Annotated in this window: 24 protein-coding genes and 1 riboswitch; of the genes, 16 read left to right on the forward strand and 8 right to left on the reverse strand. The window is 43.9% G+C overall.

The genetic code is table 11. The features are described from left to right. Positions 1 to 42: 42 nt before the first annotated feature. The 3 genes from ABVF09_RS09300 to ABVF09_RS09310 are packed head-to-tail and all read left to right on the forward strand — an operon-like array spanning position 43 to position 2,916. The gene (locus ABVF09_RS09300) at positions 43 to 768 is read left to right on the forward strand and encodes a (Fe-S)-binding protein (RefSeq protein ID WP_026571232.1); all 726 of its coding nucleotides are present in this window, start codon (positions 43 to 45) and stop codon (positions 766 to 768) included. Continuing rightward, positions 768 to 2,213 carry a LutB/LldF family L-lactate oxidation iron-sulfur protein gene (locus ABVF09_RS09305; protein WP_371069068.1) on the forward strand — a complete coding sequence of 482 codons (1,446 nt, stop codon included), beginning with the start codon at positions 768 to 770 and terminating at the stop codon, positions 2,211 to 2,213. The genes ABVF09_RS09300 and ABVF09_RS09305 overlap by 1 nt, the downstream gene beginning before the upstream one ends. Beyond that, on the forward strand, positions 2,194 to 2,916 hold the full coding sequence (locus ABVF09_RS09310; RefSeq protein WP_153463078.1) for a LutC/YkgG family protein: 723 nt from the start codon (positions 2,194 to 2,196) through the stop codon (positions 2,914 to 2,916). Before ABVF09_RS09305 ends, ABVF09_RS09310 begins: the two co-directional genes overlap by 20 nt. 46 nt (positions 2,917 to 2,962) lie before the next feature. Here the strand turns inward: ABVF09_RS09310 and ABVF09_RS09315 are convergent, their stop codons facing one another. From ABVF09_RS09315 to ABVF09_RS09330, 4 genes are all read right to left on the reverse strand, one after another. Continuing rightward, a complete protein-coding gene (locus tag ABVF09_RS09315; protein WP_371069069.1) occupies positions 2,963 to 4,246 on the reverse strand; it encodes an exo-beta-N-acetylmuramidase NamZ family protein in 1,284 nt (427 codons plus the stop codon). A 179-nt stretch (positions 4,247 to 4,425) separates the two neighbouring features. Then, on the reverse strand, positions 4,426 to 6,129 hold the full coding sequence (locus tag ABVF09_RS09320) for a serine hydrolase domain-containing protein (RefSeq protein ID WP_371069097.1): 1,704 nt from the start codon (positions 6,127 to 6,129) through the stop codon (positions 4,426 to 4,428). A gap of 264 nt (positions 6,130 to 6,393) precedes the next feature. Further along, the gene (locus ABVF09_RS09325; RefSeq protein WP_371069070.1) at positions 6,394 to 6,591 is read right to left on the reverse strand and encodes a hypothetical protein; all 198 of its coding nucleotides are present in this window, start codon (positions 6,589 to 6,591) and stop codon (positions 6,394 to 6,396) included. A gap of 169 nt (positions 6,592 to 6,760) precedes the next feature. Beyond that, positions 6,761 to 6,961 carry a hypothetical protein gene (locus ABVF09_RS09330; RefSeq protein ID WP_371069071.1) on the reverse strand — a complete coding sequence of 67 codons (201 nt, stop codon included), beginning with the start codon at positions 6,959 to 6,961 and terminating at the stop codon, positions 6,761 to 6,763. A 189-nt stretch (positions 6,962 to 7,150) separates the two neighbouring features. Here ABVF09_RS09330 and ABVF09_RS09335 point away from each other — a divergent pair, with 189 nt between their 5' ends. Beyond that, positions 7,151 to 7,522, forward strand: a complete 372-nt coding sequence (locus tag ABVF09_RS09335) for a hypothetical protein (RefSeq protein ID WP_371069072.1) — start codon at positions 7,151 to 7,153, stop codon at positions 7,520 to 7,522. A 194-nt stretch (positions 7,523 to 7,716) separates the two neighbouring features. On the opposite strand, the gene ABVF09_RS09340 is transcribed toward ABVF09_RS09335, so the two are convergent. Further along, entirely contained in the window at positions 7,717 to 8,283 is a 567-nt protein-coding gene (locus tag ABVF09_RS09340; RefSeq protein ID WP_037329376.1) for a ribonuclease H-like YkuK family protein, read from the reverse strand. Positions 8,284 to 9,608: 1,325 nt separating this feature from the next. Here ABVF09_RS09340 and motA point away from each other — a divergent pair. Continuing rightward, positions 9,609 to 10,391, forward strand: a complete 783-nt coding sequence (motA, locus tag ABVF09_RS09345; RefSeq protein WP_026571237.1) for a flagellar motor stator protein MotA — start codon at positions 9,609 to 9,611, stop codon at positions 10,389 to 10,391. Further along, entirely contained in the window at positions 10,388 to 11,164 is a 777-nt protein-coding gene (motB, locus tag ABVF09_RS09350; RefSeq protein WP_026571238.1) for a flagellar motor protein MotB, read from the forward strand. Before motA ends, motB begins: the two co-directional genes overlap by 4 nt. A gap of 65 nt (positions 11,165 to 11,229) precedes the next feature. Here the strand turns inward: motB and ABVF09_RS09355 are convergent, their stop codons facing one another. Next, positions 11,230 to 12,453 carry a dicarboxylate/amino acid:cation symporter gene (locus ABVF09_RS09355; RefSeq protein ID WP_026772209.1) on the reverse strand — a complete coding sequence of 408 codons (1,224 nt, stop codon included), beginning with the start codon at positions 12,451 to 12,453 and terminating at the stop codon, positions 11,230 to 11,232. Positions 12,454 to 12,590: 137 nt separating this feature from the next. Between ABVF09_RS09355 and ABVF09_RS09360 the strand changes: the two genes are divergently transcribed. The 5 genes from ABVF09_RS09360 to ABVF09_RS09380 all read left to right on the forward strand — a co-directional run bounded on the left by ABVF09_RS09360 (position 12,591) and on the right by ABVF09_RS09380 (position 15,802). Beyond that, entirely contained in the window at positions 12,591 to 13,043 is a 453-nt protein-coding gene (locus ABVF09_RS09360) for a hypothetical protein (protein WP_371069073.1), read from the forward strand. Further along, positions 13,040 to 13,411 carry a hypothetical protein gene (locus tag ABVF09_RS09365; protein WP_371069074.1) on the forward strand — a complete coding sequence of 124 codons (372 nt, stop codon included), beginning with the start codon at positions 13,040 to 13,042 and terminating at the stop codon, positions 13,409 to 13,411. Before ABVF09_RS09360 ends, ABVF09_RS09365 begins: the two co-directional genes overlap by 4 nt. A gap of 81 nt (positions 13,412 to 13,492) precedes the next feature. After that, positions 13,493 to 13,849 carry a hypothetical protein gene (locus ABVF09_RS09370; protein ID WP_035427145.1) on the forward strand — a complete coding sequence of 119 codons (357 nt, stop codon included), beginning with the start codon at positions 13,493 to 13,495 and terminating at the stop codon, positions 13,847 to 13,849. A 276-nt stretch (positions 13,850 to 14,125) separates the two neighbouring features. Then, positions 14,126 to 15,082 (forward strand): LCP family glycopolymer transferase, encoded by a 957-nt coding sequence (locus ABVF09_RS09375; protein ID WP_237648639.1) that lies wholly within the window; start codon positions 14,126 to 14,128, stop codon positions 15,080 to 15,082. Positions 15,083 to 15,385: 303 nt separating this feature from the next. Next, positions 15,386 to 15,802 (forward strand): hypothetical protein, encoded by a 417-nt coding sequence (locus ABVF09_RS09380; protein WP_371069075.1) that lies wholly within the window; start codon positions 15,386 to 15,388, stop codon positions 15,800 to 15,802. Between the two features lie 280 nt (positions 15,803 to 16,082). On the opposite strand, the gene ABVF09_RS09385 is transcribed toward ABVF09_RS09380, so the two are convergent. Beyond that, positions 16,083 to 17,318 (reverse strand): cation:proton antiporter, encoded by a 1,236-nt coding sequence (locus ABVF09_RS09385; protein ID WP_026571243.1) that lies wholly within the window; start codon positions 17,316 to 17,318, stop codon positions 16,083 to 16,085. 168 nt (positions 17,319 to 17,486) lie between these two features. After that, positions 17,487 to 17,594: riboswitch (SAM riboswitch) on the forward strand. A gap of 59 nt (positions 17,595 to 17,653) precedes the next feature. Here ABVF09_RS09385 and ssuE point away from each other — a divergent pair. From ssuE to ABVF09_RS09405, 4 genes are all read left to right on the forward strand, one after another. Continuing rightward, positions 17,654 to 18,262: an NADPH-dependent FMN reductase gene (gene ssuE / locus ABVF09_RS09390; protein WP_371069076.1), complete on the forward strand. Its 609-nt coding sequence runs from the start codon at positions 17,654 to 17,656 to the stop codon at positions 18,260 to 18,262. Positions 18,263 to 18,291: 29 nt separating this feature from the next. Continuing rightward, entirely contained in the window at positions 18,292 to 19,671 is a 1,380-nt protein-coding gene (locus tag ABVF09_RS09395; protein ID WP_153463086.1) for an LLM class flavin-dependent oxidoreductase, read from the forward strand. A 286-nt stretch (positions 19,672 to 19,957) separates the two neighbouring features. Next, positions 19,958 to 21,103, forward strand: a complete 1,146-nt coding sequence (locus tag ABVF09_RS09400; RefSeq protein ID WP_371069077.1) for a trans-sulfuration enzyme family protein — start codon at positions 19,958 to 19,960, stop codon at positions 21,101 to 21,103. A gap of 25 nt (positions 21,104 to 21,128) precedes the next feature. Continuing rightward, the gene (locus ABVF09_RS09405) at positions 21,129 to 21,518 is read left to right on the forward strand and encodes a hypothetical protein (RefSeq protein WP_026571247.1); all 390 of its coding nucleotides are present in this window, start codon (positions 21,129 to 21,131) and stop codon (positions 21,516 to 21,518) included. 130 nt (positions 21,519 to 21,648) lie between these two features. Here ABVF09_RS09405 and ABVF09_RS09410 read toward each other — a convergent pair whose 3' ends face one another. Further along, positions 21,649 to 21,936 carry a VanZ family protein gene (locus ABVF09_RS09410; protein ID WP_371069078.1) on the reverse strand — a complete coding sequence of 96 codons (288 nt, stop codon included), beginning with the start codon at positions 21,934 to 21,936 and terminating at the stop codon, positions 21,649 to 21,651. Between the two features lie 686 nt (positions 21,937 to 22,622). Between ABVF09_RS09410 and ABVF09_RS09415 the strand changes: the two genes are divergently transcribed. After that, complete coding sequence (locus ABVF09_RS09415) at positions 22,623 to 23,171, forward strand: glycerol-3-phosphate responsive antiterminator (RefSeq protein WP_026571249.1); 549 nt, start codon at positions 22,623 to 22,625, stop codon at positions 23,169 to 23,171. The last annotated feature ends 16 nt before the right edge of the window (positions 23,172 to 23,187 follow it).

Consider the following 23,187-nt stretch of genomic DNA (forward strand, 5'->3'; position numbering starts at 1 on the left):
GTCTTTTGAATGCGTCACCATTCGATGGCAGGAGGAGAGAAAATGAAAGTTTCCATATTTATTACTTGTCTTGGGGATGTATTTTATGTGAATGCCGGTAAAGCGACGGTGGAGTTACTCGAGCGGTACGGATGTGAAGTTGACTTCCCCGAAACACAGACTTGTTGCGGTCAACCTGCTTATAATAGTGGTTACCATGAAAAGACAAAAGCAGCTGCTAAAAACATGATTACCGCTTTTGCGCATTCAAAGTATGTAGTTTGTCCATCCGGTTCATGTGCTTATATGTTCCATGAATATGAGGAGTTATTGCAGGATGAACCAGACTGGAAAGAAAAGGCGACAGCATTAAAGCGAAAAACGTATGAACTCACCCAATTCTTAACGGAGATTCTTCAAATAGAAAACACCGGAGCAGAATTTCATGCTAAAGCTACCTATCATACATCCTGTCATATGACTCGTTTACTTGGTGTGAAAGAAGCACCATTAAAACTATTGAGCAATGTTAGCGGTCTAAAGATGGTTGATTTACCTAATCGCCATGATTGCTGTGGATTTGGAGGTACCTTTTCTGTCAAGATGCCGGAGATTTCCCAACAAATGGTGGATGAAAAAGCTCTCCATATTGAAGAAACAGATGCTGATGTGCTGATTGGAGCAGATGGGGGTTGCCTCATGAATATAGGAGGGCGGTTGAATCGACAAAATAAACCAATAAAGGTGATGCACATTGCTGAAATATTGAACAGTCGGGGTGATAACTGATGCCATTGCATGTTGGAGAAAAAGCATTTAAGAGCAGAGTTGAAAAAGGCCTTGGAAATGAATTCATGCGAGGCGCCGTCCGTTCTGCACAGGGACGACTTCAGGACAGCCGTTCCCATGCAGCTGAAGAATTAGGGGACTGGGAAGAATGGCGCAATCTTGGGCAGGAAATCAGACAACACACAATGGAAAATCTCGATTTCTATTTACAGCAATTAAGTGAGAAGGTAGCAGAGAGAGGCGGACATGTTTATTTCGCTGAAACAGCTGAAGATGCCAATCATTACATCAGTGAAGTAATTGAAAAGAAAAAGGCACGGAAGATAGCCAAGTCAAAGTCCATGGTAACAGAAGAAATTGCCTTAAATGATATTCTGGAAGATCGAGGTTGTGACGTAATTGAAACAGATTTAGGAGAATATATCCTCCAAATCGATGATCATGACCCCCCCTCACATATCGTCGCCCCCGCACTGCACAAAAATAAAGAACAAATCAGGGATGTATTTAAAGAAAAGTTGGGATATCTCCACACAGATAAACCGGAAGAGCTGACATTATTTGCACGAGAACAATTAAGAAAAGAGTTCCTATCCGCCGATGTAGGTATCACTGGGTGTAATTTTGCTGTTGCAGAATCAGGCACCTGCGCCCTGGTCACGAATGAAGGGAATGCGCGGATGGTTTCAACCCTCCCTAAAACGCAAATCACTGTGATGGGAATGGAAAGAATTGTTCCTACCTGGGAAGAACTGGATGTACTAGTCAGTCTTTTGACAAGAGCTGCAGTTGGGCAGAAGTTGACCAGTTATGTGACAGCATTAACAGGGCCAAAGGAAGAATCTGATGGAGATGGACCGGAAGAATTTCATTTAGTCGTTGTCGACAATGGACGATCCAAAATATTAGGAACAGAATTCCAAGAGGCTCTGCACTGTATCAGGTGTGCTGCTTGTATCAATGTTTGCCCTGTTTACAGACATATAGGTGGCCATGCTTATGGATCTATCTATCCAGGGCCCATCGGTGCCGTACTGACACCATTATTGGCGGGCTATGAGGATTATAAAGAATTGCCATATGCTTCTTCGCTCTGTGGTGCATGTACAGAGGTATGTCCTGTTAAAATACCCTTACATGAGTATTTAATTGACCACAGGAGAAACATTGTAGAGAAAGAAAACAAATCAAACTTATCTGAAAAATTGATGATGCAAGGCTTTAATAAAGTAGCAGGTTCAGCCGGCCTTTTTAATATAGCGACGAAAATGGCTCCTTTCCTCGTTACACCGTTTGTCAGAGATGGAACTATTTCCAAAGGGCCTGGACCGCTAAAAGCTTGGACCGGGGCTCGCAATCTCCCATTGCCACAAAAAGAACGGTTCAGGGATTGGTTTAAGCATAGAACTAAAGGAGGACAACACATTGCAAACAGGGGAGATTAAAAATAGGGAAACGTTTTTAGATAAGGTTGCCGGTCAGTTGGGACGGAACCGCAGGAAAGATAATGTTATCCGGCCTAGATGGAAGCATCAGGTTCAATGGAAAGTGCTTGCGGACCTTACAGAAAATGAGCTGGTTGATGTTTTGGAGAAGCAATGTGAGGTAATCCATACTGACTTTATCAGGGCAACAGAGAAAGAGCTGGAAGCTAAGGTTTTACAAGTATTGCAGGCGTATGGTGTTAAAACAGCGATGACCTGGGATGATCCGCGTTTTTCCAGTTTCGGCTTAACAAATAAGTACGTAGATTGGAAAAACAATAATGATATTGATGTTTTTAAATGGGATATAGAAAACCCTGTGCAAAGCCGCCGTTTAGCAGAGCAAGCTGATGCAGGGATTACGTTCAGTGACATCACCCTGGCTGAATCTGGCACTGTCGTTCTTTTTAGTAGCGGCGGAAAGGGACGATCAGTAAGTTTGCTTCCTTCTACTTATATTGCTATCATTCCAAAAAGTTCTCTGGTGCCAAGAATGTCTCAGGCAGCGAGAGAAATCCATCAACAGATAGAAAGCGGAGAACAGATTTCTTCATGCATCAATTTTATTAGTGGTCCAAGCAATAGTGCTGACATTGAAATGAATTTAGTAGTCGGAGTACACGGTCCGATCAAAGCAGCTTATATTGTTGTGGAAGACAGGTGACTAGTGAAAGTAAAAACAGGCCGCTTTTAGAGCGGCCTGTTTTTGTCTAACGGTAAATTAAATACTGCTCTCTAACCTCTTTAAACGCATCCAGTTCATCCTGCCATTCGGCTTTCATTTCATCCACGGATCGGCCGCTTTCGATGCCTTCACGAATCCAGCCATTTCCGATCAAGTTGTCGAAGAAGGAGACACCGTTGCTGTTTTCGGCACGGAAGGCGAAATCGTCCGGGTACATATCATGGATCGTTTTAACCAAGTGTAGTCCGGCTTCCACTGGTTTAAATTTGTCTCTATCCATCACATGGATTTCAACACCATTTGAAAGTTCACCGCTATGCTTGGAGAAGCTTGGTGTAAACGATGCAGCCCGGAAGGTGACGCCCTGAAGTTCCAAATCATTCAAAGCTGCTGCCAATTCGGTACTATTGATGAAGGGGGCGCCGATCAGCTGGAACGGTTTTGTCGTGCCTCTGCCTTCTGAGACATTCGTGCCTTCAATCAAAGCTGCACCTGGATACACCAATGCTGTATCAAGCGTCGGCATGTTCGGTGACGGCAGGACGAATTCCAATGGCGTTTCATCATAGTACTCGTCCCGGTCCCAGCCGTTCATTTCCACAACAGTCAAATCTGCACCAATGTCATATTCCTCGTTGAAAAATTTCGCGAGCTCCCCGACTGTCATGCCATGGCGCAATGGAATGGGATAATTCCCGACGAAGGAAGCATATTCCGGATCAAGGACAGGACCTTCTACTTTATCTCCACTGATTGGATTCGGCCTGTCCAGCACGATAAAGGGAAGATCGTTTTCAGCAGCTGCTTCCATGGCATAGGCCATGGTGTAAATATAGGTATAGAAACGTGTGCCGACATCTTGGATGTCGAACAAAAGAACATCGATATCTTCCAGCATTTCCGGTGTCGGTTTCCTTGTTTCACCATACAAACTGTAGACCGGCAAACCGGTTTGTTCATCGATATAATATTCGACGTAATCGCCCGCTTGTGCACTTCCACGCACCCCGTGTTCCGGTCCGTATAATGCAGTCAATTCAACATCTGGATCATTATGCAGCAAATCTACGATACTGTTAAGATCCTGGTCGACACCGGTCGGATTGGTGATGAGGCCGACCTTTTGTCCTTCAATCAGATCTTTTTGCTCATTTAGCAACTGTTCAACTCCGAGCCGGAATTTATGCGGGTTGCCTTTTCCTTTATCTTTTCCATAGCCGTGTCCATTCCCATTGCCATTGGCAAACACGACGGTTAGCGAAGAAAGCAAAAGAACGACTGCAAACAACGAGACAACTGTCTTTTTCACAATAATCACTCCTCTGTTCGTTTTTAAAACTGCTTCTCGCATTTACATAGGAACATCGCCAGCTAAATGGGCAGATGAATTTTCTCAAACTTTTGTGGGGCGTCCGGTCCTTCTCTGCGTCCACATGGGCTAGTTCAAATTCCACTGTAGAAAAATCGTTCAGTTCGGGTGAAAATTTTTTAATAGTGGCGTTCGATCCATCCATCGCTATTTATTCGTGTTTTAATCTGTTGCCCTTTTTCTGCTATCAACTGAAGGTTGTGCACATACCAGCCTCTTCCATTGACGCTGCCATCTGTGTCGTAACGGAAGCGGACATAGCTTGTACCTTCTGGCAGTTTGACTTCACGGTGTTGCCATTCGACACTGCTTCCATTGACTGAATCAAGCTGTACCCAGTCTTCGCCATTCTTGGAAACTTCTACATAACCAAAATCGTATTCGGTTTCTGTCCGATACCAGGTATCAAAGCTTAACAAGGCTGGATCGTTTCCATCCCATTCCACTGTTAAGGAACGATCAAGCTGATTGCCATAACCGGCGAACCAGGCATCTTTTTTCCCGGGGATGGCTACAGGAATCGCATCAGCTACATGCCGGGCGAATTGACGTCGTACCGGATTGGTTGAAACGGTGTCTCTGCTGGGATGGACACGGTTTGTCAGCAGGATGGCAATTGTGTCATTGTTCTGATTGATCACCATGGAAGTGCCGGTATATCCGGTATGGCCTAGCGTCGTTCCTTCCGACAAGGCATCCATATACCAGCCTTGTCCCAGTTCCCAACCTAATCCGTGGCTGTTTCCGGGAAATTCAGGGATTTGGTTTTCGGTAAGCAATTCCACCGTCTCCGGCTGCAAAATTTGAGTGCCGCCGTACCGTCCTTCATTGAGGAACATGTGGGCAAATATCGCTAAATCATGGGCGGTGGAGAATACGCCGGCGTGTCCCGCAACACCATCAAGGGACCAGGCGTTTTCATCGTGGACCTCCCCCCAGACCAGCCCGCGATCGGGAACCGACTGATATTCCGTTGCGGCAATTCGATCTTTCAGTTCGGCTGGTGGATTGTACATGGTATCGTGCATGTTCAACGGACCTGTTATATTCTCATAGACAAATTGATCCAGCCGTTTGCCGGACAACCGTTCGACTATCCCTCCGAGTGTAATCATGTTCAAATCACTATAGGTGTACTGTTCGCCGGGAAGGGCAGTCAGTTCCGATTGATAAACAACTTCCATCCTGTCCTGACGATTTTCTCCCTCAGTATAAAGGGGAATCCAGGCGGGAAAGCCGGAAGTATGAGTCATAAGCTGTTTGATGGTAACGCTTTCTTTTCCGTTCGCAGCAAATTCGGGAATGTAATCGGAAACAGGATCATCCAGTCTAAAATAGCCTTCTTCATACAATTTCATTGCCGCAGTTGTCGTGAATATTTTGCTCAGTGAGGCTAAATCAAAGATGGTATCTTCTTTCATGGAAATGGGTTTTTCCATTTCCGTACGGTTAGCATCCGTGTAACGGGCGGCATAGCCGTATGCTTCATGCTGGACAATATGGCCACGTCTTGCGACCAATGTGACAGCACCGGGCATTGCCTGTTCAGCGATAAACCCGTTGACCATTTGATCGATGGCATCGAGCGGCTGTTGGACCATTCCTGCTCCCCTGGCGTTTCCCGGATGAATGACTGGCGGCAATTTTCCAGGTTGATCCCAGGAAAAAACCGGATGGGATTTAGGCTGTGCATGTTTGTTTTGTTTGGTTTCAATAGAAGGTGAATGTTTATCTGTGGTGTGGGGATCTGCGGTGACCATAGCGGGTATGAGAAATGATGAACAAATAACGACTGTGCAAACAGGAATAAAGTATTTTTTCATGCGGCCTCCTTTTATCGCCATATTATTTTCTTTCGGCAAAAAATACCTCCTTTCGATAGATAACTCTTCTTCATCATATTAAATGGCTAATATAGTTGTCTATACCGAATAAGTCCTTATTGATAAAAAAGCAATGGATTCTAAAGGTATATTTACGCAGGTAAAAGGGATTATTTTTTCGACATAGGCGGCGATAGGAAATAAAAAAGCAGGCCTGATTGAAGAATGGCCTGCGTAATTGATGCTATAGATAAAAGGTAGTATTTAAGAACGGGTATAAGGGGCGTTTGCATTATTCTCTCCATACATCCCGATGATGCCCGGGTCTTCGATGAATTGATCCTGCTCTATGCGATCTTCTTCGTCTAACTCCATCATTTCTTCCTCTTGTAATTCAAAATCCTCTTCCAGTTCTTTCTCATCAAAATCATCTACCAAAACATTCAACAACTTTTCAAGCATTCGTATCACCTCATTTATAGGATGGAGGGTACATTTCGTGGTATACCCATAATTTTAGCAATTTAAAATGAAGTGACTGTAAATGATTCGATAAGATCAGGTTAATTTAAGGGAAATCGGTATAAATACCCCCATACTACTTTTATTAAAGAGGCTAATCCTGAATAAATTAATCATTTTTCTTTTCAATTCTATAAGTTATGATATAGCCTACTAATCCAAAAACAAGGGCACCAATGATAATGGAATCACTCATGTTTATAATTATGTCATCTTTTCGCATATTATCTGTAATTTTAATTAATAAACCTCCAAAAGAAAATATAAAAACAACTAAAAAATATTTTTTTCTAATATTTAAATTTTTCATTTTAAAATTACTCTCCTTCATGCCAGAGTTATAATAATACATTTTTTCTTAAAATGTATAAATTACAAAGTGGAGGGTGTTTTATGAAAAGTTTTAACAGAGTTACATTGACACTTATCGGTTTGCTACTTGCATTTGGATTACTAGCTTTACCCGTCTCGGCATATTCTCTGAATGGAAATGAAGGACATGTTTCCATTATGGCAGAATCTTACCATATTTAACAAGTCAATTAATGACACCGGTTTCATATCAAATTACCAATTGGGTCAGCTAATAGATAGTTATTATAGTGGGGCCGATACTTTAGATACACTAAACGATTTTGTATTTTGTTCAGGCATTGGGACACCGGCTGGTTTTCTAAATAGCATTGTATCACGTTATTTTGCAGGAGGGCCGACGGATGAAACGTTAGGAGCCTATTTTGCGGGAAAAGATGTGTATTGGGTCTCAGTTTATGCAAGTGGTGTAAAACCAAGTTTATCAACAGAAGGGCAGGTCGTTTTTAGTGATACAACAATAAGATTTACTGATGATTATGGGTGGAGAGGACTCTAGAGAACTACTATTTAAAGACTTGGTACCTGTAGTTAGTACACGTGAGAAAGAATGTTTTAGCTACAGGTATTTTTTTATGCTGAATTTCTTCTGGGACAAAGAGATAACATGAGTAAGATAAACTTTTCAGCTAAAGAGATAAAAGCCCCTCTTACAGGCGATTCTATTGCGATTTTTATAAAGCAATGAATTATCTAGATGGAAAATTTCTCTGGCGTTTTTGTATATCGATTGGCATAGCCGGAAGCAACGAATGCTTCGGGTTTCACCACTGGTTCCCATCCGGAAGCTTTTATCCGGGCCATCATTTCCCCTGCCAAAAAACGGGAGAGCGACCGTTTTTCCAAGCCCACATCGATATGCCCTTCCATGGTAAGAGAACTGCCATGGTAAAGGTGGGGGAGGATGATATCGATTAGTTGTTCTTTTTTGTTCTCATCGAATAAATAGGCGATTTGTTCAGTCAAGGATGTTTCCATGGAAATTTTCTCATGCAAATTCATATACTTTCGTGGGAATATGGTGGGGAGAACACATCCCCAGGCTCCTTTCCCCTTCCGTTGTATGACTATCCCTGTTACAAACAGTGTATGCGACCGATATACTTGAGAATCCGTCCCGACCATCAAGCGGTAATTGGCTGCCGGATTTTGCTGCATGAAAGAAAGAATTCGTTGGAAAACCTCTTCGAAGCTTAACTTTTTTTCGGTTAGATTCATAAAGTGATGTCCTGGATGGAAAGGCGACCTGCCTTGTTTCATCTTATCCAACTCCTTTTTTGGTTAAGAAACAAATAGTGGATTCCACACAAGGCTTTTTATGTAATCATGACCATTTCTTCTTATTCTATTCTTAAAGAGATGATCGGTTTCCTGCTGTTGTACTGCTAATCCAAGTATATGAGCATTATCGATCAACATGCTTACGGCTCGTCTTGAGAATTCCGTCGAAAATATTAGGAAAATTCCAACCTTAGATGTATGACAGATTGAGAAATCCATGGCATAATGATGGAGAACAATATATTTTTCATAACAATGCACGAGTACTCCGATAAGTGGCCTCCCCGGCGATTTTCCGATAACTCGTGCATTGTTTTTGTTTTTTTGAAGGATGCGGTTAAAAGTTGTTGTTTTATCCCACAAAGTATAAACTGCGACATAGTTTGAATACACCTTCCCTGACATCTTGTATTTATTGAGAGGGAGTTCAACGCTGCGAAAATACCCTGCGCTTTCCGCGGGCGGCTGGTGAGCTTCCTCGAGCTGACGCTCTGCGGGATCTCACCGAGGCCTTTCCTCCCGCAGGAGTCTTCGGGTATTTTCTTCGCTAGGAATCGCTTTCTGTTTAGAAACCCCTCGAAATTTTTTTATTCATGGTACTCTATGCACCGTATCATCAAAAGACATTGCCAGGAAAACAAGCAGAAAAGTCCAAAAACAGGAGAAAAGACGGGAATTACAACTGTCTTTTATGAAAAGAAGTACACATTTCCTGACAAACGTTTTAAGACGGCTTGTTGTTTCTCAAGGAAAAAGTCTATGCTTCCTTTAATCAGCATGCTCCTTAGCGCAGGGAGCATACGCAGACTCCAGCGGGAACAGCATGAGCTGAAGATCCACTTGGTAAAGCGGTTTTCTTTACCAAGTTAGCTGAAGCCGTGCCCGCGGAAAGCGAAGTATGCTACCGAAGCGGTGGGTAACACACTTTTTGAATAGGCAATGGAACTTCCCATTACAATTATGTCGCAGTTTCTATCAACTGGGCCAGTTAACAGCAAAAAAGCATGGGAAAAGGGCTTTCTTAAATGTTTTTTTGCAGCTCCTGCTTTTTCTCCTCCTTTTCTCCTTTAAAATTGCGATTTACCATCCGATAAATAAAAAGAGGAAGAAATTCGTCTTTATTCGACATGGCACGATGCCGAGTGACAGTGCATAGAAGAGGAATTCACCGGCGTTCCTTTGTGCCAGAAACAGAGACATTCATTGGTTCAGTGGATAATGGCTGTTTTGGCTATTTTTATAGAGACATCAAAAACAGAGAGTTGTTTATGAAAAACAACAAGAAATCGATATGGGGGAGAATAATGGACAAGACTTCATTTGGAGGAATATTTTTAGCGATTATTGCAGTTGGCGTAGGGATGGTGCTAAAAGGAGTTAGTCCTGTAAACTTGCTCAATCCTGCCGCCCTTTTGATCATTTTTCTTGGTACCATGGCTGCCGTTTGTATTGCCTTTCCGTTGGAAACACTGAAAAAGGTTCCGGCACTATTTAAAATCATCTTTACAGAGCAAAAAACCGAGGATGTAAAAGATATCATACCGATGTTCACAGAATGGGCCAACCTGACCAGAAGAGAAGGTATTCTCGCTTTGGAAAACCATTTGGATGAAATTGAAGATCCATTTTTGGCATCTGGATTGGAATTGGCGGTCGATGGACAGACACCGGAATTCATTCGCGACGTTTTATTGGAAAAAATCGACGCAATCGAAGAGCGTCATCAGGAAGGTGCCTCGATTTTTACCCAGGCGGGAACTTATGCTCCGACCTTGGGGGTATTGGGAGCCGTTATCGGCCTGATTGCCGCTCTAGGAAACATGGAAGACACCGAGGCTCTTGGACATGCAATCGCTGCGGCGTTTGTCGCGACATTGTTTGGTATTTTTTCCGGTTATGTACTATGGCATCCATTTGCCAACAAACTGAAGGAAAAATCCAAAAAGGAATTGCATGCGAAGCGGGTCATGATTGAGGGCATTTTATCATTGACCACTGGTGACTCTTCCCAAGTTATCAAAGGGAAACTAAGCTCCTACCTCTCCCCGAAAGAATATGCCGAATTTGAGGAGGGAGAAGAACAGTGAGAAAGAAAAAGAAGCATAAGGAGGACCACATTGACGAAACCTGGCTTGTTCCCTATGCCGACTTGCTGACACTTCTTCTGGCGCTGTTTATTGTATTGTTTGCCATCAGTAAAGTCGATCAACAAAAGTTTGCAGAACTGGCCAATGTAATGCGAGGAGAGTTTTCAAGCGGTGAAGGCATCATGGAGGGCGGCACAACGATTTCCCCTGAGGAAGAACCTTTGATTGGTGAAGAGCAGGAGGAAAAAGAAGAAGAACAAGACGAAGAACAACAGGAAGATGCTGAGGATGAAGAGAAAAAAAGAGAGGAAATCGAGAAGCTTACAAAAATCCAACAAAAAATCAACGGGTATATATCCGAAAATAAATTGACAGATGTGTTGGATACAAAGTTGACAGATGAAGGCTTGTTGATTTCTATCCTGAATGATGTTTCTTTCGACTCCGGAAGTGCAGAAGTGAGCGGGGATGGAAAGGAAATTGCGAAAGAAGTCTCGAACTTTTTGTACACCAATCCTCCGCATGAAATCACAGTCAGCGGACATACCGACAACCAGCCTATACACAGTAGTGAATTCAAATCGAACTGGGAATTGAGCGTCATGCGTGCTGTCAACTTCATGCGACTACTATTGGACAATGAAGATTTGGATGAACGATCGTTCAGCGCGAAAGGTTACGGAGAGTATGAACCAATCGCTCCGAATGACAGTCCTGAAAACCGGGAAAAGAATCGACGTGTAGAAGTCATGATTTTGCCGAATTACGAATGATACGAATCCATACAAAATCCCTGCCGGAAACGGCAGGGATTTTTTTAATTGATTAGGAAGGAAAATTATCTTGGCGCTTCCGAATTTTTCTGACCCGGCAGTTCTTTTTCAGATCCAGAGATGACCACGGTTGCGGAAGCGTCTCCGACAACATTCAAGGTCGTCCGGAACATATCCAGGATTCGATCGACCCCGGCTATCAAAGCGATTCCTTCCAAAGGCATATCGACGGAGCTTAATACCATGGTGAGCATGATCAAGCCTGCTCCCGGCACCCCGGCTGTTCCGATGGATGCCAGTACCGTGGTGACCACGACGGTAAGCAACTGAATAAACGACAGGTCCAATCCATAAAATTGAGCAATGAAAACAACGGCAATTCCTTGATATATCGCGGTTCCATCCATATTGATCGTTGCACCCAGGGGCAGGACAAAACTGCTGATTTTCTTGGGAACACCCAAGTTTTCTTGAGTGTTTTTCAATGTTATCGGCAAGGTTCCTGCAGAACTAGCTGTGCTGAATGCGACTAAAGCAGCCGGTGAAATGCCTTTGAAGAAGGTGATAGGGCTCATTTTCCCATATAACCGGACTGCCGAAGAATAGACGATTGCAGCGTGCAGGATACAGGCAATTACCGCTGCAAGGATCACTTTCAGCAATGGAAGCAGCACGGACAAGCCGTATTCTCCGATGACAGGCGCCACAAGTCCCAAAATGCCAATCGGTGCCACATACATGACGATGGAAGTGATTTTATACATCACCTCTGCAAAGCCATCGAAAAATCGATAAACTGGCTGGGCTTTTTCCCCGACGAAGGTGATCGCCAATCCGATAAACAAGGCAAAAAAGATAATTTGAAGGATATTGCCGCTTGCCAGCGCTTCGAATGGGTTTTCCGGAATGATATTTAAGAAGGTATCGACAACACTTTGGGATTCTTGTGCTTCCTTAGCGGGAGCACTTTCCGAAAGTGAAACATCCACCCCTTTTCCCGGTGACATCATGAAGGCCACGGCCAGGCCGATGATGATTGCGACTGCGGTAGTCAACAAATAATAAACAACAGTTTTCAATCCTATCCTGCCCAGTTGTTTCGGATCACCGCTGCTGGCAACGCCGACGACGAGGGTCGATAAGATGAGCGGGGCGATGATGAATTTGATCAGCCGTAAAAACAAATCACCAAGCGGTGCGATGACTGCGATGGATTCTTTGAAAATAATTCCTAGAATAATAGCGAGAATGAACGCTATGAAAATTTGTGTAATGAGATTGAACTTTATTCGCACGAATACCTTCCTTCCTCTTTTCAAGTTAGAAACCCAATTATATATTATAAACACAACCACATAAAAGCTAAAGCATGGAATGGACCAGGCAATCGTTGAAAATATTGGAATAAATATGAGGAGGAAGAACTGTGGGAATACATATTATCGAATCGTTTCTGCAAGGGAAGCGCCCTGATCCTGAACTTTGTGAAGATATGATTGTCATAAATGAGGACTTTGCAGCTGTTATTGACGGTGCTACCAATGTTTCAGGCAGAATGATCAATGGAAAGTCGCCAGGAAGAATTGCTGCAGAAATCGTAAAACAAACTGTGGGACGATTGGATAGGAAAGTGACTTTGGAAGGAATGATCAAACAAATCAATCAATCGATGCAGAATTTCTATCAGGAGCAAGGTCTGTTGGAGGAGATTGATCATAAGAAGTGGTTAGCACCTTCTGCTTGTATGGCTATTTACAGAAATTACCACCGGGAGGTTTGGCAAATCGGAGATTGTCAGGCCATCATCGAAGGCGAGCTTTATAAAAATGAGAAACATCTGGATACCATCACGGCTCTCTCTATTTGGAAGCAGAGTTGAAGAAAGGGAAAACAGTAGACGACCTGCTTGTTCGCGATACTGGATGGGAATTCATCCAGCCTTTGATCCTGCAGCAGTACTATGTGCAAAATGACCCGCTAAATCAGTATGGCTATGAAGTGATAAATGGTTTCCCGATTGACTTGAGTATGATCGAGGTGACGCATGTCCCTTCCGGTAAAGCCGAAGTCATCCTCGCTTCGGACGGGTATCCTTTTTTAAAAAACAACCTGTTCGAGTCCGAAACTGTGCTTGGGAAACTACTAAACGAAGATCCGTTATGCTTTCGGACTTACAAAGCCTCAAAGGGTCTGATAAAAGGCAATGAATCATTTGATGACAGAGCTTATATAAGGATCCGGGTTTGACTCACCTCTCGCCCCGGATCTGTTTTAAAGTGTGCAAGACCGGGTATGTTAACGGTAACAAAGCTCGGAAGGGTGAAAGGAATGTCAAAGCAGATTGATGCTTATTTTAAAAATGAAAACGATGCAGAAGCAGTGCACGCCCGGCTTCAAACACTAAAGGTGAATAACGTGTCAGTCGAAGAAGTGCCGGAAGACACGGATACAAAAGTTCTCGTTCCGTTTTTCCCTGCCAATACAGGTACCGGTACCAATGGCGGTTTTGCCCCGATCGCTCCATTGGTCAACAAAAATCAGCAGAATCAATCAGGTGACGGAAATCCGGAAACAGTGACACATCTACTCCATTTCGACGTAGATGAAGCGGATTATCAGGAAGCGATGGACATTCTGAAAGAAAGTGATTGTTATGGGCAGCAATCACAAATGGACGGATCGTAAAATCAGATGAAAGCCAGAGAAGCAACTGCTTCTCTGGCTTTTTTACTTTTTCAAGCCCGCAAGGAAAACAGAAAAACGAGCAAAACAGCCTTCACCGGGCCCGTGTTTACTATTTCCTTGATTCGGAGTGACACTACCTTTTTGAAACCGTCTTGTATATTGGAAAAAGTTTTCGACAAAAAATTTTTCGCTAAGGGTAGACAAAAATTTACAATGTTATAGTATAATGGTTGAAGAAAAAGAAGTCGTTAATAATAATAGATGGGGTGTATTTACTTGGCTGAAAGCAGAAGAGCTAAAAAAACGGGAAAGTCGAAACGCTGGTGGAAAATTCTACTGGCTGTCATTGCGGTAGTCGTTATTGGCGTGGGTGTCTACGCTTTTTCTATATATCATAATGCTAAACAAACGGTTGAGGAGCAAATGCACAAGCCGGTCGACTCAATCGATACTTCAGTCGGCAAAAAAAAGGTGAAAGACAACGAACCTTTGAATGTCCTCCTTCTGGGTGTAGACGAACGTTCTGGAGATTCCGGCCGATCAGATGCCCTGATGGTTTTATCGCTTGATCCGGAAGACGATAGCATGAATCTGGTTAGCATTCCCCGTGATACTCGTACGGAAATAGTGGGGAAAGGGTACGAGGATAAAATCAATCATGCGTATGCCTATGGTGGAACAGACATGTCGATCAACACAGTGGAAAACCTGCTGGATATCGAACTTGATTATTATGTGAAAATGAATATGGAAGGTTTGTCTGAAATGGTAGATGCAGTTGGCGGCATCACGGTAGATAACAAGACTGACTGGATCGACGAGGGCTATTATAAAAAAGGCTATCATTACGAAGAAGGCAAAATCGAACTAGATGGGGCCAAAACAATGGGCTTTGTCAGAATGCGTCATTTTGACAGCGACTTTGCCAGAACAGGTCGTCAACGGCAAGTATTCCAAGCAATTGTCGATAAAGGCGCCAGTGTAGCTTCCGTGAACAAAATCGATGATATGATCGATGTCCTCGGGAATAACATGGAAACCAATATGGATTTCAGTGACATGAAAAATCTGATGATGAACTATCGGGACACCAGGAAAAATGTTGTCAGCTATCAAATGGAAGGCGAAGGCACTTATATCACGAATTCAAGCGGTCAGGATGTGTATTATTTGGTCGTATCCGATGATGAGATTCAAAAGGTGCACGATATGATAAAGAAAGCGAAATCTTGATAAGTGGGCAAAACCCAGGGGGCTAAGTGAAAAAACTCCTGGGTTTTGTTTATTTGAAATCCGTTCTGTATTATTCTCTTTAAGTCCAGCACCATGTTGCATTATGGCTCTTTCCCCTAGAGGAATGTGAGGAGTTCACCAGCAGCCCAGAAGGAGACAAAAATTGCAATTATTGTGAATGGACTCTTTTCGCTTCTGATGACAGCGTTCTTTATCCCATCGTAAAACATTCAACGGGTAAAACATTTGGTCACGGGGAATAGTTTAACTAGATGCTGACTCGGAATGGAAAGGATGGATCAGATGTACAAGAAAGTCAACGAACTCATTACCCTGCTGGAAAACAGCGGGAAATGTGAAGTGAAATTGATCAACCGGGAAAAACACAACTATGGTATTGAAACAACGACAAAGCTGCCATGGAAGCGGCATTCCAAGCGTTTCGGAAAAATCCATGCGGGGGAAAATCGATTGCGGATCGATTTGGAAGTTCCGGAGAATTCTATCCCTATGGAGGAAATAAACAATGCAATTAAATTGCCGTACCGGGAGGATTTGTCCCATCTACGCACCTCTCATTTCGGACTTACACAACATGAAAAGGGATATGATACGGTTATCATTCAAATCTACCGTAAGGAGTTAGACGATTATTCTTTTGAGGACGAACCCTTCGCCTCTTTTGTCAATAAAGTGATTGAAGTGAATACAGCAAAATAAAGTGGAACGACGCAATAATGGCCAAGCCAAAAACCGGACGTTAATTCGAAATCCTGTTCATTCGGACTCGTCCGGTTTTTTATATGAATTGACTTTGACAAATAATAGCATTCTTACATTCTCACATGAATGGTGAAAATACACCACGTGTGCAAGGTAAAAGGTGATTCCCTCTCCGCGGGCATGGATTCAGCGTACTGTCAAAGAAAGCCGCCTTACCAAGTGGAGCTTGATTCCGCGCTGTTCCCGCCTGCTTCTATGTCCTTTGCATCGGGACTTTTTATTCTTTCGAATCGGCGCCCGACAGACCGAGCTTTTTGATCAATGGTTTGATGGACAGGCCTTGCACGATCAAAGAAAACAAGACAACCGAAAAGGTCAGTAACAGGACGGTGTCACGGCCGGCGAATTCGGTTGGCAAGCTGAGAGCAAGTGCAATCGACAAGCTGCCTCGCAAGCCGCCCCAGTTCAGCAGGATACGTTCTTTCCGGTTCAAATCTTTGACAGGCAGTGTACTGATATACAAAGCGATGATTCTACCCAGGATTACAAGGATGATTGCATATGCGATGATGTCCCACTGGTTATTGAAATCAATATTGCGGATCTCCAAACCAATCAACAAAAAGATGATCGAGTTGGCCACAAGGGTGATGACATCCCAGAACGTATTGATGGTGACCCGCGTTTTTTCCGACATACCGATTTTCCCGCCATAGTCGGCGAACATAAAACCACCCGCAACCACTGCGATGACCCCGGAGACCTCCAAATGTTCCGCGATAAAATAGCTTCCGAAAAACAAGATGGCCGACAGGGCAATTTCAAATGGATAATCATCAAAAAAGCGGATGATTTGGGAGAACACAAAACCAAGGATGACACCGACCAACACACCGCCGAGACTGAATTTCAGGAATAACAGGATGCCGCTGCCAAGCCCCTCCCAGCCTAATTCGATATAAGTAAGCAAATAGATCGACGAAATTTTGAACAAGACGACCGCAATCCCGTCGTTGAACAGTGATTCCCCTTCCATGACCGTGGATAACTTTTCCGAAACACCGAGTGACTTAAATATGGATACAACACTTATCGGATCTGTGGCACTCATCAAAGCGGCGAATGTGAAAGCGACCGCTATCGGCAATCCGATAACATAATGAGTGGATAAGCCGATCACGATAAAGGAAAGAAACGTACCGGCGAATGCCATGCCAAGTACGGCCCGCTTGTGCTGGTATAAATGGTGAAAGGGAAGTTTTAACGTCGCATCTCCGAGTAGAATCGGCAAAAACAAAGATATGATGATTGCCTGGAACACTTCTGATTGAGTGATATATGCCTCTGCTTCGTCAATAAGCGGTACATGTACGTTAATAATACCAAGAATTAAACCGACCAAAACGAGTGCAATTGTATAGGGCTGACCGATTTTTTTGGCAATTCCGATCACGGCGATCGAGATAGCAAGCAGGATAAGGATTTGGATAAAAGTCTCGTTAAATTCATGCATCACGATTCCTCCTGGATTAAGTATATCTATATGTTTCTCAAAAACTGGGCAGATAAACCTGGCTGGAGTAAGTGCAGGGCACTTTCAACAGACAGGACTATTCTGATTATTGCAAAAAGTGGTTGACATGGAAAGCCATTGGTATTATGATAGGTGTCAAATTAAAAATTCTTATCCAGAGAAGCCGAGGGAACTGGCCCATTGACGCTTCAGCAACCTCTGACCATTGTCAGAAAGGTGCTAATTCCAGCCAAGATCATTCTTGGGAGATAAGAGCGGATATCGGACGATGACAGCCCTCTTTTCTCATGTTGCGGAGAAGGGGGCTTTTTCTAATGAAAAAAATCCCTCTTTCCCCGAGTCGAAACGCAAGCCCATTTGGCAGAAAGGGAGAGATTATTTTGAGTGAAATCATTATTTTATCGGGAAGTCCTTCGGCCCAATCAGGAACCGACGTGGTTTTGAACTATTTAGGGGAGTCTTTGAGGCAAAAAGGGTTTTCCACCGTACACTTATCCGTAAAGGAGATCCCTCAGGTCGACTTGTTTGAAGGAAGGTATGACAGCCAGAGTGTAACGGAAGCGGCAGCGCTCATCCGGAAGGCGAAAGGCGCGATTGTCGGGTCTCCCGTTTATAAAGCAGCTTACTCAGGGGTTCTAAAGGCATTTCTGGACATATTGCCGCAGGATGTGTTGGAAGATACTCCGGTTTTGCCACTGATGACAGGCGGCAGTCCCTCCCATTTGCTGGCATTGGAATATAGTCTGAAGCCGCTATTGGCGACATTGAAGGCACAGAATTTGAAAGGTGTTTATTTGTTGAACGAATGCATAGACAAACAGGATATCAATCAGCCGATTCACGATCCTGATTTAAACCAGCGATTAGAAAAGCAATTGGACTATTTTGTCCAGACGGTCAACAAGCAAAAACAGCCAATTTGAACCAATAAAACAATAGGAGGAGAAAATCGATGACGGATAAGCGGATATATTTGAATGCCTTTGATATGAATTGTGCGGGACACCAATCGCCAGGATTATGGACGCATCCGGACGACCAATCACACCGTTATAAGGACAGTGAATATTGGATAGAGCTGGCAAAGCTATTGGAAAAAGGGAATTTCGATGCTGTGTTTTTGGCTGATGTGCTAGGCACCTATGATGTTTACGAAAATTCTCGGGATGCGGCAGTAAGGCAGGGAGCCCAGTCGCCTGTGAACGATCCGTTGCTGGTCGTACCGCTCATGTCGGCCGTCACCAAGCATCTCGGTTTTGGCGTGACCGCTTCTGTCAGCCATGAACATCCCTATACCTTCGCCCGAAGAATGTCGACACTCGATCATTTGACAAATGGAAGGGTGGGCTGGAATATCGTTACGTCTTATTTGAAAAGCGCAGCAGTCAACATGGGTTTGGAAGATCAGGTAAGTCATGATGAGCGGTATGATATTGCAGAAGAGTATGTGGATGTTTGCTATAAGCTTTGGGAAGGCAGTTGGGAAGATGATGCAGTCCGTCTCGATAAAGAGAATGGCATCTATACCGATCCGGAAAAGGTCCATGACATCCAGCATGAAGGAAAGTATTTCAAAGTGCCTGGCGCCCATTTGAGTGAACCTTCGCCACAGCGTACACCGGTTATTTATCAGGCGGGAGCTTCCAAGAAAGGCAGGGCCTTTGCAGCCAGGAATGCAGAGTGTGTCTTTATCGGAGCTCCAACCAAAGAGGCTGCCAGGAAGTCAGTCAAAAAGTTGCGAAAAGAGACTGAACTGGCTGGGCGGAATCCAGAGGATGTGAAAATTTTGACCATGTTCACTCCCATTGTAGGGCGCACAGAACAGGAGGCGAAGGAAAAGTACAACGATTATAAAAAACATATCAGCCATGAAGGGGCACTTGCCTTGTTCGGTGGATGGACCGGTATCGACCTTTCGCAGTATGGCCCTGATGAAAGTTTGCGGTATGTTGAAAACAATGCCATCCAATCAGCAGTCGAAAACTTTACAAGGATTGATCCGAACAAACAATGGACAGTAGAAGAAATCAAAGAATTTATCGGGATCGGAGGTCTTGGCGCCTATGCAGTCGGCTCGCCCGAACAAATAGCCGATACGATGGAAGAATGGGTCAGAGAGGCTGGTATCGATGGCTTCAATATTGCATATGCGATTACGCCGGGAACTTTCCGGGATTTCGTCGATTTGGTTGTTCCGATTTTACAAGATCGAGGCCTGATTCGCTCTAGCTATGAAGGAGAAAGCTTGCGGGATAACCTTTTTGGAGCAGGACCGCGTCTTCTTGAAAACCACCCCGGGAAAAAGTACAGCAGGGCAACTCAAACTGTGTAACCAAGGATCGGAGAGGTGTACCCAGCCTCTCCGATTCTATTTTTAAAAAAGGATGAATTTCCATAGGTGTCCGGTCCTTACTCCTGGAGGTCTTAAGCAAAACCTCTGTGTCATCCATTTCGAAGCTTTGCTTACGTTTGGCGAAGGACCGCGCGTTATTGATAATGCAGGTTGCCAAGGACGTGGAGAATCCGGGTTGTATTCTTTTAAACAGTGCTTGCGCTTTTAATCTGTCTTGCGTTAAAGTAGGTATAATTATGGAAAGCTGGTAAAGGAGAGCGATCACATGGGGAAACATTTTGATACGAAATCTGTTCATCTATCTGGCATTCAGGAGAAAAAAATCAATAGCAAGACGACGCCGATTTACCAGACGTCAGCTTTTAAATTCAAAGACCTTGAAGATTTGGAGAATTTTTACCAAGGGAAGAATGATTATTTATATACGAGAGTCGGGAATCCGAATACCGATGAGCTAGGAGCTGCGGTGGCTCAGCTGGAAGGAGCGCCGAGAGGAGTAGCCGCTTCCTCGGGAACAGCTGCGATATTGGCTGGAATTCTTGCCGTTGCCAAGCAGGGGGACCATGTCATCGCGGCTGCTGATATTTACGGTGGTACATATCAACTGCTTGCCAATGAACTTCCGGACTTAGGAATCGAAGTGTCTTTTATCGACTTTTCCGATTGGGACAAAATCGCCGAATATGTCCGAAACAATACAAAGATGGTTTACTCGGAATCTGTTTCCAATCCGTTGCTGCGCAGAGAGGACATAGATGCGCTCGTTGCCCTGGCCAAGGACGCCCAGCTGGTCTTGATGATCGATAATACATTTGCCACACCTTACCTGTGCCGTCCCTATGAGCAGGGCGCCGATTTGGTTGTCCACAGTGCGACTAAATACATCGGCGGTCACAGTGACATTACAGCCGGTGTGCTTGTCGGTCACGAAGATTTAATTGAAAAAGCCAATCAAAAAATCGTGAATTTGGGCAGCAGTTTAAGTCCCTTCGAGGCCTGGCTCACCTGCCGCGGGTTGAAGACGTTGAGTGTAAGAATGGAACGGCATGTCACCAATGCACAAAAACTAGCCGATGCATTGCAAAAGCATGAGGCAGTGGAAAAAGTATATTACCCGAAGGACGTATCACCGTTTGGAAATGGAGCCATCGTAACGATGGATATTAGGGCTACCTGTGATGTGGAAACATTCTTCCAATCGCTCGGCTGGATAAAAATCGTTCCTACATTGGCTGGGGTCGAAACCTCTGTATCCTATCCATTGGCTACGTCCCATCGAGCCCTTCCAGAAGAGACACAGAAACAATTGGGAATAACGGAAGGATTGATCCGGATATCTGTAGGAATTGAAGCGGCAGACGATATCATCGCAGGATTCAATCAGGCGTTGAATCAGGCCCGACGTAGTTGAACGGTAGAAAATAGGAGGAAAAAGTATGAAGGAAGTCATTTTACTGCTGGCTGATATCGTAAACCGAATCCATGATGTATTAATTGAACTATTCGGATTGACAATGACGGATAAACAACTGCATTTTTGGGTGATCGGCATTATCGGTATCTTTGCCTTTTTCATCGTCTACTTTTTCTTTAAATTGATCGCCAGCATGAAGTGGAGCATTACCATTCTTTCTTTTATTTACACATTCACCATGATGGTGGTGCTTGTTTTTGCAATCGAAATTCAACAGGCTCTAACCGGCGGCGATATGGAATTTGCCGATGCGGTTGTAGGGCTGTGGGGATTCATCGTGTTTTTCCTCACTTATGTGGCGATTGCTTTAGTCATCCTGGCCTGTATAAAACTCTTACGCCGCAAAAAATAATTCATGAAAGCTGTCCTATCCGGCTAATGCCAAGGGACAGCTTTTTTTGTGATTTCATGTTCAGGCAGGAAAAATATATCAAGCTTCTCACACTGCGGAACGTGTCGGCACAGCCAAGAAAAGCTTGTTGTTAATGATCATTCTTTTGTCCTCTGCTGGATTGGATACTTTCCAGCAAAATCCACGCAGCGACCACCCCAGCCATATCTTTAACTAGATCTAACTGAGAAAAGGAACGTCCTGGTACATAAAATTGATGAATTTCATCCACGAAAGCATAAACGATGGTTGCAGACATGGCAGCAAGGTCCGTCAGTGTGTTGTGACGTTTGTTGACTATCAACGCTGCTGCCAGGAGAAGGTAAAGAATGGAGAACTCTATAAAATGGAAAGCTTCCCATAGAAAGTTTATCACCACGGCATAACCTCCTTGAAAAAGCGTACAATGGTTTCATGCGAGTAGCTTGATTGAATCCAGATCAACACAGCGTAAAGAATCGGAAGCAAGGTAATCAACAGCCTTTTCATGTTCGTCACTCTTTTCTTAATGGGACTCCTTACTAATTTCCCTTGCGACTTGTTTGGAAAACGTTTCGTCTGTTTATTTCATGAGTAGTGTTCTTTAGGGTATTTTAGAAACTACCTATTCTCTTCAGTAGTGCAGTGCCGGTTTTAAGAAATAACCAGCATCTTCCGCGGGCGGTGGAGAGTTTCCTCGAGTCAGCGCTCTCCAGGGCCATCTCCCCCTATGCCTTTTCTGCCGCTGGAATCTTCGCCTTATCTAACGGCAAAATCTTGTGACCGTTCCTTCCACATATTTCCGTATTGGATTTTCCGATACTAAAAGGAGTGAACAAGCGGGATTCAAACAGGATATGCCGGTAGCATCCCGTATAGCGAGCATTTTTAAGCAATTGATTAGGGTTCGTTTTATAAAATGGGGTGAGCAGGCCAGTGTTAAGTCGAAATTAATTTCTAAATCGGAAATTATCAAGCTACAACCGACAGATAAGCGTTTTCACCAACTGTTTACATATTAACCTTTGGACAAGCATTATGATAAAATGAATAACTATTAGTAAATTAACGGGATTGGGTGATAATATGACAATACTCCAAGGGACTTTACCGGCGATCCGTGATATGAAAGATTTTGAAAAGCTGCTTACGAGTGATTATGAATATATCATTTTCTTGGAGACAAGGCTTTCCCAGCTTGTTTCCCTGATAAAATATGCAAAAAGAGAACAAAAGAAAGTGTTTGTCCATGCTGACTTGATTCAAGGGTTGAAAACCGATGAAGCCGGGATTGAGTTCTTGATCCGGAATCTGAAACCAGATGGCATCATCACCACCAGAGGGAATGTCATTTCCTACGCCAAAAAACAGGGGGTTCTAGCGGTTCAGCGGCTATTCGCTCTTGATTCGCATGCATTGGAGAGCAATATAAAAATCATCAACAAGGTGAAACCAGATTATATCGAGGTGCTGCCTGGTCTCATTCCGAAATTGATCGGGGAAATTTTTGAACGGACAGGCATCCCGGTCATCGCTGGCGGGTTGATCCGCAGCCAGGAGGATGTGGAAAATGCATACCAGGGAGGAGCGAAAGCTGTCACCACTTCCCGTTCCGAACTATGGAACATTCACTGAGATGGAACATCAGGCG

Origin of the sequence: Sediminibacillus sp. JSM 1682029 (genome assembly GCF_041366435.1) — a bacterium.
In the GTDB taxonomy this organism is placed as follows: Bacteria; Bacillota; Bacilli; order Bacillales; family Amphibacillaceae; genus Sediminibacillus; species Sediminibacillus terrae.

Excerpts from the sequence above, each read along its gene's own strand:
- ABVF09_RS09300 (WP_026571232.1), top strand. The coding sequence starts at position 43 with ATGAAAGTTTCCATATTTATTACTTGTCTTGGGGATGTATTTTATGTG.
- ABVF09_RS09305 (WP_371069068.1), top strand. The coding sequence starts at position 768 with ATGCCATTGCATGTTGGAGAAAAAGCATTTAAGAGCAGAGTTGAAAAA.
- ABVF09_RS09320 (WP_371069097.1), bottom strand. The coding sequence starts at position 6,129 with ATGAAAAAATACTTTATTCCTGTTTGCACAGTCGTTATTTGTTCATCA.
- ABVF09_RS09325 (WP_371069070.1), bottom strand. The coding sequence starts at position 6,591 with ATGCTTGAAAAGTTGTTGAATGTTTTGGTAGATGATTTTGATGAGAAA.
- ABVF09_RS09330 (WP_371069071.1), bottom strand. The coding sequence starts at position 6,961 with ATGAAAAATTTAAATATTAGAAAAAAATATTTTTTAGTTGTTTTTATA.
- ABVF09_RS09335 (WP_371069072.1), top strand. The coding sequence starts at position 7,151 with ATGTTTCCATTATGGCAGAATCTTACCATATTTAACAAGTCAATTAAT.
- ABVF09_RS09340 (WP_037329376.1), bottom strand. The coding sequence starts at position 8,283 with ATGAAACAAGGCAGGTCGCCTTTCCATCCAGGACATCACTTTATGAAT.
- motA (WP_026571237.1), top strand. The coding sequence starts at position 9,609 with ATGGACAAGACTTCATTTGGAGGAATATTTTTAGCGATTATTGCAGTT.
- ABVF09_RS09370 (WP_035427145.1), top strand. The coding sequence starts at position 13,493 with ATGTCAAAGCAGATTGATGCTTATTTTAAAAATGAAAACGATGCAGAA.
- ABVF09_RS09380 (WP_371069075.1), top strand. The coding sequence starts at position 15,386 with ATGTACAAGAAAGTCAACGAACTCATTACCCTGCTGGAAAACAGCGGG.
- ABVF09_RS09385 (WP_026571243.1), bottom strand. The coding sequence starts at position 17,318 with ATGCATGAATTTAACGAGACTTTTATCCAAATCCTTATCCTGCTTGCT.
- ssuE (WP_371069076.1), top strand. The coding sequence starts at position 17,654 with ATGAAAAAAATCCCTCTTTCCCCGAGTCGAAACGCAAGCCCATTTGGC.
- ABVF09_RS09395 (WP_153463086.1), top strand. The coding sequence starts at position 18,292 with ATGACGGATAAGCGGATATATTTGAATGCCTTTGATATGAATTGTGCG.
- ABVF09_RS09400 (WP_371069077.1), top strand. The coding sequence starts at position 19,958 with ATGGGGAAACATTTTGATACGAAATCTGTTCATCTATCTGGCATTCAG.
- ABVF09_RS09405 (WP_026571247.1), top strand. The coding sequence starts at position 21,129 with ATGAAGGAAGTCATTTTACTGCTGGCTGATATCGTAAACCGAATCCAT.
- ABVF09_RS09415 (WP_026571249.1), top strand. The coding sequence starts at position 22,623 with ATGACAATACTCCAAGGGACTTTACCGGCGATCCGTGATATGAAAGAT.